The following is an 11,982-nucleotide window of genomic DNA, read 5'->3' on the forward strand; positions in this document are numbered from 1 at the left end:
TCGGTTGAAATCACCATTCAAGGTACGAATGACTTACCTGTTGTAGAAGAACGTTTAGGCGGTTGGACCCAAGAAGACAGTACAACGCGCATTGTGAAGAATCTTGTCGTACAGGATTTGGATAACGACAATCATACGTTTGCCGTAGTGGGCGGGACCGCACCGGCAGACAGTGTAGGTATTTTCAAAATAAATGCCGAAGGGGTTTGGACGTTTGAATTGATCCCCGGCAAAGCGGACTACCTTAAAGAAGGTCAGAAACTGTTTGAAACCTATCAAGTCAAAGTGACGGATGAAGATGGCGGCGAAACGACGGTAGAGGTCTTGATCGGTATAAAAGGCACCAACGATGCACCTGTCATTGATTCGACGGTGGATGTGACAGGATCTGTTGTAGAAGATACAGTAGGCAGCGGTCTTGCTACGGGGCAATTGGTCGCGTCCGACCCTGATAACGATCCCTCACCTAATACGGATTTAACTTGGTCTGACGTTAGTACTCATCCATCTCAATTTGGTCATTTTGGCGTTGATTCTGCTACTGGGGAATGGACTTTTCAAATCAATAATTCACTCGGTTCCGTTCAAGCATTGGCAAAAGGGCAAGTCGTTACCGAAACCTTTACCGTTCAAGTAAGCGATGGAAGTGCGACAGATACCCAAGATATAACGGTGACCATCACGGGAACCAATGATGCTCCTGTAGTAACGGGTGGTAAGTTTTCAGATACAGTCACCGAAGACACTCAAACGACCGCTACCGGTGCCATCAGTTTTACAGATGTTGACACCATTGACGTACACACATGGACGGTTAGTGGTGGTGGAACGGGAACATATGGGAACCTAACCATCGACAACAACGGCAACTGGCAGTATGTGTTGGATGCCGTGAAATCAAACAGCCTGCATGAGAATCAGAAAGAAACGGAAACTTTCACTGTTACTTTGAGTGATGGGAAAGGTGGAACCGTTTCTAAAACCATCGAAGTTTCAGTGGTTGGTAGCAACGATCTACCGTCTGTAACCGGTGGCACAACGGGTGATGTTGAAGAAGATAACGCGTCACTTCAAAAAGCAACAGGCACGATAGCGATTCAGGACCCTGATGTGCCTGATAGCACAGAGTTTAAATTGCTCGGTAGCGATACTCAAACCTACGGTACATTTAAAATCGACGCTGCGACCGGTGAATGGGAATTCGACATAAACAATATCGCTGCGCAAGCTTTGGCTGAAGGTCAGGAAGTCACGCACACGTTCACCGTTGAAATTACCGATGACTACAATGGCGTCATTACTCAAGACGTTGTGATCACCATAACGGGGGACAACGATCAGCCATTTATTTCAGGTACACAGTCTGGAGACGTTAAAGAAGACACTACGCTAACCACAACAGGTTCGCTGGATGTGGCCGATGCCGATGTGATGGATACTCACACTTGGACGGTGAGTAATGCTGGTGTGGGTAATTACGGTTCTATTTCTATTGATGCAAATGGAGACTGGACGTATACCCTAAATAACAGCAGTAAAAGAGTGCAACGACTGCTTGAAGGACAGGAAGAACATGATTTCTTCACTGTAACCGTGAACGATGGTAATGGTGGAGTCGATACCAAACAAATTACCATTGAAGTTACGGGTACAAATGATATCCCACGTATGACAGGTTCAAGAGTGGGTACGGTAACAGAAGACGGAACGCTATCCGTATCCAAGAAATTAAAACCTGGTGATGCCGACCAAAACGATACTCATACTTGGGAAGTGACCCAGTATCATCCTGCTAGCTTAGGCGAGTTCAGTATTAATGCCTACGGATGGTGGACATTCACTCTCGATAATGACAAAGCCGATCATCTCGATGCAGGTGACACTGTTCGGGAAGAATATTGGGTGAAAGTTACTGACGGTGAAGGGGCTTCCACCACGAAAAAGGTAGTGGTGACGATTGAAGGAACGAACGATGTTCCGGCTCTAGACGGTGACTTGGCAGGTACGGTGACGGAAGATACTCAAGTGACCACATCGGGTATATTGCTCGATGGTGACCCAGATGCCGATGACACTCACACGTTTGCTGTATTGAACCCTAAAGGGCTGTTTGGTGAATTGACGATGAATTCCGGTGGTAATTGGGATTACGCGCTAACAAATTCAAATAGCCGAGTACAGGCGCTTGCCGTTGGTGAAACGTTAACGGATACCTATCGAGTAACTGTAACGGATAGTCATGGAGAGAAAACGGAAAAGAACCTCGTTATTACCATTCAAGGTAGCAACGACGATCCGTCGATAACAGGTAAAACTTCAGGAACTGTGATTGAAGCGACTGCTGGTCAGCAAGAAGCGGAAGGGCAGCTTACCGCACTTGATATCGATACAACAGATACTCACACTTGGAAAGTCTTGGCTCCGGTGGGCACATTCGGGACGCTCGCCATTGACGAAAATACTGGAAAGTGGACATACCAACTTGATTCAACCAAAGACGCGACGCTTAAATTAGACGCGGGTGAAATTGCTCAGGATACATTCACAGTTGAAGTGGACGATGGTAATTTAGGAAAAACCACGCAAGAAATCACCATCAATGTGGTGGGGACCAATACAGATCCTAGTATTATCGGCGATGATACTGGCAGCATAAAAGAGCTTGCTGGCACAGGCACGCCACCAACACCTAATACCACGACAGGCACATTAGAGTCTGGCGACCCAGATGGGAGTGATACACATACTTGGGTCGTTGTAGACCCATCTGGCAGCTATGGTTCTCTTTCTATTGATGGTAATGGTCAATGGACGTTTACTCTCAATGATTCATCTAAATCAGTTAACCAATTGGACGAAGGCGACACCGCAACCGATACGTTTACAGTGCGATCGACAGATAGCTTTGGTCAACAAAGTGAATCTCAAGTAGAGATAACCATTACAGGCACCAATGACGCACCAACACTCTCAGGTAGCCAATTGTCTAAAACGATCACAGAAGATGGATCAACCGCTGTTTTCGGTCAGCTTCAATCAGGGGATCCAGATAAAGATGATGGTGCAGAGTTTGGTATATCAGGTCCCCCTAACGCTGGAGAAGGAACATACGGCGTACTTGTTGTAAATCCAACAACAGGACAGTGGAGTTATACCCTAAATGATGCCAATTCAACCGCCATTCAGCAGCTTTCACCAACCACAAGTTTGACGGAGACGTTTACGGTCTTTGTCGAAGATGATGCGGGAGAAAAAGTAGAGAAAACGCTGACCATTACGATTGCTGGGACCAATGATGAGCCAGAAATTATCGGCGATGTTGCCGCAACGTATACCGAAGATAGTGGTTCAGGTGCAAGTGTCTCGTTGACCGGAAATCTTGATGTACAGGAAATTGATATTGATGTTGCTGATGGGACTGACACGGATACTGTCGATACAGTTAAGTTTGCTGCCGCTACGTTTACGGGTAATTTAGGTACGCTGACTGTTGATGAAAATGGTCAATGGGAGTATTTGATCAACAATGATTCTCCGCAAGTTCAAGGCTTGCGTCAGGACGATACTTATGTAGAAACATTTACCGTACTTGCTGAAGACGAATTTGGTGCGATTGTGAGTAAAGATCTCACTATAACCGTCAAAGGAACCAATGATTTGCCAGTAGTGACTGGCGATGATGATGGCACGGTCACTGCAACGAAGTCTGAATCCGCAAAAGGTATGGTTGTTGCCACTGATGTTGATTCTCTTGACGATGTTAAGGAATGGACGGTTGTAGACGGCGATGGGACCTACGGAACTTTAAGTATCGACTCAGCAACTGGTGAATGGATTTACACTCTAGATGCAGGAAAAACAATGCCTGCAACAAACGCCACTGCCGATGACGTATTTTATGTCCAAGCGAAAGATCTAGACGATGGTTTGTCGGCACCTTTCCCAATTGTTATTAAAGTGCAAGGTTCTGGCTTTCCGCCAGTTGGAGATGGTGGCTCACCAAACAACGATCAGCCAGACATTGTCGGAGATATCTCTGGCTCTGTGACTGAAGACTCTCTTACTTCTGAGTCTGGTCAGCTAATAGCCAGTGACCCTGATGTCGCGGACTCGCATACTTGGAGCTTAATTAATAGTGGCGGCACTGCCGAACCTGATAACAAGCTTGAAGGTACATACGGCACGTTGGAGCTCAATCCAGCAACCGGTAAATGGCACTATGTTTTAAATAACAATGATCCTCTGGTTCAAGCATTGGAGCCTGGGCAAGTTGTTCAAGAGACGTTTACTGTAAAAGTGACAGACTCTTCAGGAGAATCCAACGACTCAGGTACCCAAACTATTACGATTGATGTAGTGGGGAGCGCTGATCACGTTGAAGTAACCAACCCAGTTATAGAAACGGCACAAGTTGTTGAAGAAACAACGGAAACGGATTCAGGAACGCTTACCGTGCCGGCAGGGCTCGGTACAGGAACATGGCATTTACCAACGGGTGAAGGTCAATACGGTACATTAACTCTCGATTCATCAGGGAACTGGAGCTATAACCTCAACAGTTCAAACACGGCTGTTAATCAACTAAAAGAAGGTGCAAAGCTTACCGAAACTTTCGAAGTCGTTGTCGTCGATGAATATGGAAAGACTACCGTTGACGCAAGTGGTAATCCAATAAAGCTTCAAGTTGAAATTGATATTACGGGCACTAATGACTCACCAAACATAACGGGTGAACTGACAAGTAGTATTGCGAATACTGATGACGACGGTAAAGTTGCTGGATCGCTTAATTCTGGCGACCCTGACGTTGGTGATGTACATGAGTGGCGACTGCCGAATGAGACAGCAGCTGATGAAGAGCAGGGATCTTACGGGAAGCTGGTTCTTAACGCCGTGACCGGAAGTTATGAATATCAGCTAGATCAAAGTAATGCGACGGTTCAAAACTTAGGGCAAACAGACACGCTTACAGAAACTTTTGATGTCATTGTTCGAGATGCGCTAGGGCTTGAGTCTTCGGAAGCGATCACAATTACCGTTACGGGTTCCAATGACGCTCCGGTAATTTCTGGCGATGTATCTGGAATGGCAGAAGAAAACAGTAGCAGGCCAGCTTCAGGAAAATTGGATGCGACGGAATCCAATTCTGATGATTCAGCTTCCTTTATGCCTAAAGAAGGAGGTAATGCACTTCAAGGGACGTACGGAACATTCGAGATTGATGCTGCCGGAAACTGGGTTTACAACTTATATAACGGGCAACCTCATGTCGAGAAGCTTTCGCCGGATTCATCTGTAACGGAAACCTTCGTGGTAACAGCGGTCGACAGCTTTGGCGTGACCACTCGTGAAACTGTGACTGTGACTATTACGGGGACGAATGACGACCCTGTCATTTCTGGTGATGCAACCGGCGTTGTTGCGGAAACGGCAATCACTACAGCATCTGGAAGTTTGGTAACAGCAGACGTCGATGAAGCAGATACTGCGAGTTACAGCGTAACCACTGCATCATCATACGGGACAATGACAGTTAACCCTACTACAGGCGTGTGGGAGTACGTTGTCGACAGCAACAACGCAACTGTGAATAGCTTAGGCAAAGGCTCTTCAATTGTAGATACAGCGGTTGTGACCGTTACCGACAAATTCGGCGGTACTGATACCATGACCATCAATATCACCATCAATGGTGAAAATGATGCCCCAGTTATTGTGGGTAACCTGCCGTCAGACACTGACGCAACCGCGCAAGAAGAATCTGCAATAACGGTGACTGGTCAGCTCAACTCCGGTGACCCAGATGTCTTAGATACTCCTGATTCCCATATTTGGGAGGTGCTGAATGACAACTCTCCATACGGGAGTATGTCTATCGACCAGAGCGGAGAATGGACGTTTGATTTAGACAATAGCCATTCAGACATTCAAGAGCTGGGTGCAGGAGAAGAAATTGTTATTGAGTATCAGGTTAAAGTGTCTGATCAACATAACGAGAGTGATACGCAGACTGTTTCAATCACTGTTAAGGGAACCAACGATACTCCAATCGTGAGTGGTCCACTGACAGGCAGTACATCCGAAGACGGAACGTCAAGCGCGACAGGTGATCTGAACGTGAGTGATGTAGATGTGAACGACACACATACTTGGAGTGTGAGTGGTAGTGATACGGGCACGTATGGTTCTATTACTGTTGATGCTAATGGCGTATGGACATACACGCTAGCGAATGGTTCGGATGCAGTACAAAATTTGGCTGCTGGACAGACAGAACAAGATACCTTCCAGATCAGTGTTTTTGATGGTACTGAAACGGTAACAAAGACAGTAACAATCGATGTAGAAGGAAGTAACGATACACCATCGATTACCGGTGGCGTATCGGGTGGAATCTCTCAAGACTCAGCGTCAAGTATCACAGGAGACTTGAACGTATCAGACAAAGATTTAATGGATACGCACGCTTGGTCGCTAGTTGGTAGCTCTACTGGTCAATACGGCGAGATAACCCTTAATGCGTCTACAGGTGAGTGGGAGTACACCGTTAATAATGCGTTGCTTGGCAGCGATGCATTAGGAGAAGGTGAGACAGATACTGAAACCTTTACTGTGCAAGTATCTGATGGAAATGGCGGTGTAACTAACCAAAATGTCGTTATTACAGTATCTGGTAAAAACGATGCACCAACGGTTACTGCTGTGAATGTTGCTGGCACAACAACACTTGGGTTTACAGCGTTAGCATCTGGAAGCCTCACAGCGTCAGATCCCGATTCAAACAATACTTCTCTACTTTGGTCTGTATCTGATCCGAACGGAACGTATGGCAACCTCAGTATCGATCAGTCTGGAATGTGGTCTTACGTTATTGACGAAACCAAGCCCAATGCTTCTGACCTTATAAGTGGCGTGACAAAAACGGAAACCTTCACAGTTGAAGTGGAAGATTCACATGGTGGTATTTCTACTGAAACAGTGACTGTAACGGTTAATGGTGCGCTGTTCAGTGGCTCTATTACTACGGGAAATGACATACTCATCGCAACCGATAAAGATGAAGTTATTTATGGTGATCCGAAAGGGAGTGGCGTTGCTTCTCAAGACTCTTTTGTATGGCAGCCTGGCTCATTAAGTTCACCATCGGGACACGACATAGTTCGAGAGTTCGATGCTAACAATGACCAGTTGGATATTAGCGCAATTGTCGAAGCAGATAACTTGCTAGGTTTTTCTACGTTAGCATCCAATATTGCTCTCTCAGAGAGCTCTGGTAGCAGTGTACTTACCATAAGTGATGTTAGTGGTGTAATTCAAACCATTGAATTAGAAAATGTTGGACTGAGTGAATTACTGGATCATGCCTCTCCAAATAGCTTATCTTCTGAAGAAAAAATTGAACGTTTGCTGGATAACGGAAGCTTGGTCGTAAGCGATAATATAGGCGACAGTAGCGCTAATACTATCGGTGGTGGAATCCTATCTGACAGCTTATTTGGTTTGTCTGGAGATGACATACTTGATGGTGATAGCGGTTCAGATATTCTCGTGGGCGGCAGTGGGAATGATATTTTAACTGGCGGCAGTGGGAATGATTTGTTTATCTGGTACAAAGGAGAAACAGATAGTGCCTCAAACCATGATCAGATTACCGATTTTACGTTGTCAACCGATACCAGTATCGGCGATAAGATGGACTTAAGGGACATCTTGCCTGATTCAGTAGATGGCAGCGACCTTTCTACACTGCTTGGTCATATTTCCGCTTCTGTTTCTAGTGATAGCTCGACTCTAGAGCTTGTTGTAACACCTGAGGCCGGAATGACTCAGGCTATCGACGTTGTTATAGGAAACGCTGGTGATTACGGGTTGTCGTTAACTTCAACCTCAAGTGAAATAGTAAACGAACTTATGAATCAAAACGCTTTTAAGTGGGACTAATCTAAACTTCTTTATTTTAAATGGGCTGGAATTCTCCAGCCCTTTTTTATTTTTGCTAATTCAACAACTAAACCCACTTGTACATATAAGATACTCTCTTAGATTTTCTTAATGCTTATCTAGTACTTTTCCCAATTACAGGTTGATAAGTGAAAGTGGTATTTCGTTTCTTACTTAAGATTACTTTATGATTACACAAATCTTTAATCATTATGGTTCGATCGAAAGACATAGACAGAAATTGACTTATTTATGAGAAACTTTATTAATTTCGGTTGGTGAAAAAGCATTTATCAATCAAAGAGATGGATTGGCGTTGGAAATTTATAGTAGCTCTTAAGCAAGAAAATTACATAATGATCCATAAGTGAGAAAATAGTCTCTAATATGAGAAGTTTTAATAAATAATTATTTACTCAGTCCTGCGAATATCAAACAAAAACGGGTTTCTACCGATATACTTGTCAATATAGCTCTTTCAAAACATTTCAGGGTTGGAATTAATTTTTCTAGAAAATAAACTTTTGATGAAAATTTGGTTGTTTAATCATCAATTTAATTTCAAATTGTTTAATTTTATTGGAAATGTAATTTATAGGTTATCAACTTTGAGAGCTGGCTCATAAAGTGCGCAGGGACTGTAAAGAGATATTCAATCAACTAATGGGTTTTGTGGAGTTAGTTCCATATAGGTGGTAAATTATTAGATTAACTAATAAAAATCTAATGCGTCATACATTCTGGCACGTAATGATGCAACGAAACGAATAACTTTGGGGTTAGCATGGATTCTATTCAATCTCTTTTGTCATCAGCGATCGCAGGTATCAATCAATTAATTGTTATCGATCAAGAGGGCAACATTCGAGTTGTTCCAAAAGGAACACCATTACTTCCAGGTGAAGTGGTTTTTGCATCAGACGATGTTCAAGAACAAACCTCTCCAAAAGCAAGTATTGTTGATAATGATCAGAACTTGAATGAACTGGAGCTTGATGAAGATATCCAAGATATTTTTGCTGCGTTGGAAAGTGGCGATGACCCAACTCAATTGGGTGATGAATTTGCTGCAGCTGCAGGTACAGCTGCTTCTGGTTCGAGCTTAACAACTTCAGGAGAAATTGAGCGAGTAGGTGCCCAATCTATCGCTGAAACGTCTTTTGATACAGGTAGCCTAGAAAGCCAGGGGCTGTCTCGAACGCAAAGTCTTACATTACTAGAATCCTACAGAATTTTACTTACTACAGAGCCTAGCCCAGAAGGTGCCCCTTCATTATCCATTCCAGAAGCAGCAAACTCAGTTAACGCTGAAGAAGCACAAGATGGTGTTGATGTTCTTGTAACGGTACCTGCAGGTACAACAATTGAAGATACAATCTTCCTTGAAGTATCAAGACCAACAGGTGATTCCGTCTTTATAGAATTTCCTGTTCCTGATAATTGGGATGGCTTCTCCCCAATAGTTGTGACTATCCCAGCAACGGATTTGACAACAGACGGTGATTACACGGTTACCGCTGAAGTTGTTAAGCCGAATGGTGATTCTACTTCAACCAGTTCGCCTGTCACTTTTGACCTTGATACAACGCCTCCTTCGACCCCCGTTGTAACGATTGAAGACGATCTCAATGATGACGGTTTACTAGCTGATAATGAACTAGAAGGGCAAGTCACTGTTACGGTTAGTATTCCATCTGATGCGGAAGCTGGTGATGTGCTTTCTGTTACGGGGCAACCTGACACTATTATCACCCAAGAGATGATCAATAACGGCTCAATTTCTTTCGAGTACGACCGCCCAGAAGACGGTGAATCATTAAATGTTACAGCGACAGTGACCGACCAAGCTGGTAACAGGTCAGGGGAAGGTACCGATAGCGTTGTTACTGAAGATAATACACCGACGGGGGCACCTATTGTTCAAATATTGGATGATACGAATGATGATGGAATCCTAACATCTGATGAAAACGATGGGACAGTAGACGTTAGAGTTACCCTTCCTGAAGGCGTCAAAGTCGGCGATACGCTAAAAATCACTGGGCAACCCAATATTATCATCAACCAAGAACAAATTGATGTTGGGTTTATTACCGTCTCATACCCGGCTCCTGGTGAAAATGAAACTCTTACTGTAAATGCCACAGTTACAGATGCGTCAGGTAATGTTTCAGCGGAAGGGACAGACTCCGTTACTGGCGAAAATATCAATGATAACCCGGTCATCGCGGATGAAAATGGGAATCCACTTGGTGACTCTTTAAGTGTGTCGACAAATGAAGACACGCAGGTTGGCGGAAGACTTACGGCGACAGATGCCGATGGTGATGAGCTAACTTTTGCAAAAGGCACAGAACCCTCTAACGGCACGCTAACCGTAGATGCTGACGGAAATTGGTCATATACACCTAACGAAAATTACAATGGTAACGATAGTTTCACTGTAATCGTAAGTGACGGTAATGGTGGAACAGACACGATAACTGTGAATGTTGGTGTTACCGCTGTTAATGATGATCCTACAGCAACGGCAGAAACGGCGTCAGTCAATGAAGATGCGACGGTTAGTGGACAAATTGAAGCGTCGGATATCGATCTTCCTGCTGACAAATCGTTAACATTTACAACTAACGAAGTAGTGAAAGGGCTAACGCTTAATTCAGATGGCACATATACCTTCGACGCAAGCGAATATGATGAACTAAAAGAAGGGCAAGAACTCGTTATCACGGTACCAGTTACTGTTGAAGATGATGCAGGTGGTAGTACAACGACTTCGCTTACCATTACCGTTATAGGTAGCAACGATCCAGCTGATGTGACTGCCGATGTAGCAAATTTGACAGAGTCTGATTCCGTTCTTACTGCAAATGGTCAACTTGAAAGTACTGATCCAGATGGTAATGACAACACATTTAAAGCGACGACTATTAGTGGCACATATGGTGTCTTGACGCTTCAAGCAGACGGTACTTGGAATTTCGAATCTCATACAGCATTGGATGAGCTTGGGGCGGATGACCAAGTTACGGAACAGTTTATTGTAGAAACGGAAGATGGAACGAAATCGACCATCGATATTAATATCCAAGGTACTAACGACGCTCCTTCCGTGGATTTGCAAACACATATTTGGATACTTGAAGGTGACACATCAAAAACTGTAAAGCGACTGACAGTAAACGATGCTGATGCAAACGACAGCCATACTTTCACTGTTCTTTCTCAACCAGACACAAGTTTGGGTGATTTTGAAATGCGTGCCGACGGCAGCTATACGTTCGTTATCACAGACACTGAAGGCGCAGATAAGCTACCGGAAGGTTATAAGCACAATGAGACTTATCAAATTGAAGTAAAAGATTCTCAAGGTGCAACAACTATTGTTGATGTGACGGTAACGATTACTGGTACAAATGACGCTGCTGAAGTCACATCTGCTACTAAAACATTAACAGAAACCGATGGTATTGTAAGAACGAGCGGCACGTTAACGCACACCGATGTAGACGGTGCGGATAACACATTCAAAGCCAATACTATCGAAAGTGATATTGGAACGTTATACATTCATAAAAGTGGTGAGTGGCAATTCAAATCAAGCAGTGCATACGATCACCTTGATGAAGGGGAATCTGTAACCCATATCTTCAATGTATTCACCGAAGACGGCACTCCAACAACAGTCAAGATTACAATTGAAGGCACAAACGATGCCCCAATTGCTACCGCAGATACTGCTACAACGCTAGAAGACAATTCAGTAACCATAGATGTATTGGCTAACGATACCGACGCAGAAGACAACCCTTTATCCATCAAAGAGGCGTCAGTTCCAGCGAATCAAGGAACAGTTGAAATTGTAGATGGGAAAATCGTATTCACCCCAGCCGAAAACTTCAATGGCGAAGCCACGATTACGTATGCAACTACAGATGGAAAGCTAGATAGCGAACCTACAACTGTGAAAGTGACCGTGACGTCGGAAGACGATGCGGTAGACGCGGTGAATGACGAAGTGACGGTTGCCGAAGACGGCAG

The 11,982-nt window shown here is 44.2% G+C and carries 2 protein-coding genes; both read left to right on the forward strand.

The genetic code is table 11. The features are described from left to right. The first annotated feature begins 15 nt into the window (after window positions 1–15). The gene (locus Q8W40_RS27645) at window positions 16–7,941 is read left to right on the forward strand and encodes a VCBS domain-containing protein (protein ID WP_305402055.1); all 7,926 of its coding nucleotides are present in this window, start codon (window positions 16–18) and stop codon (window positions 7,939–7,941) included. Window positions 7,942–8,725: 784 nt separating this feature from the next. Then, window positions 8,726–11,982: VCBS domain-containing protein (locus tag Q8W40_RS27650; RefSeq protein ID WP_305402054.1), on the forward strand; the 3,257-nt coding region annotated here is incomplete at its 3' end.

The organism is Vibrio penaeicida, from assembly GCF_030689305.1.
In the GTDB taxonomy this organism is placed as follows: Bacteria; Pseudomonadota; Gammaproteobacteria; order Enterobacterales; family Vibrionaceae; genus Vibrio; species Vibrio penaeicida_B.